The organism is Streptomyces niphimycinicus (assembly GCF_018883605.1).
GTDB lineage: Bacteria > Actinomycetota > Actinomycetes > Streptomycetales > Streptomycetaceae > Streptomyces > Streptomyces niphimycinicus.
Genome location: NZ_JAHLEM010001379.1, coordinates 1 through 300, shown reverse-complemented (window position 1 = coordinate 300; position 300 = coordinate 1). Strand labels below are relative to the sequence as shown.

The 300-nt window shown below is 80.0% G+C and carries 1 protein-coding gene; it reads left to right on the top strand.

All coding sequences use genetic code 11. The features are described 5' to 3' along the window. A partial coding sequence (locus tag KN815_RS49815; RefSeq protein ID WP_216348268.1) for an SAM-dependent methyltransferase occupies positions 1-300 on the top strand: 300 nt, incomplete at both ends.

Here is a 300-nt window from a genome sequence, read left to right as displayed (position 1 = left end):
CGGGCGCCGAACCGGGGCTGCGCGCCGAGATCGGCCATCCGCGCGAGGCGGCCTGGGCCCGGGCCGTGCGCTCCCTGCGGGCGGGCCTCGCGGTCGCCGTCGACTACGGCCACGAACGCGCCGCCCGGCCCCCCTTCGGCACCCTGACCGGCTTCCGCGAGGGGCGCGAAGTGCGGCCCGTACCGGACGGCTCCTGCGATCTGACGGCGCATGTCGCGATGGACGCGTGCGCCGCCGCGGCCGGACCCGGCGCCGGGCTGATGACCCAGCGCGAGGCGCTGCGCGGGCTCGGCCTCGACG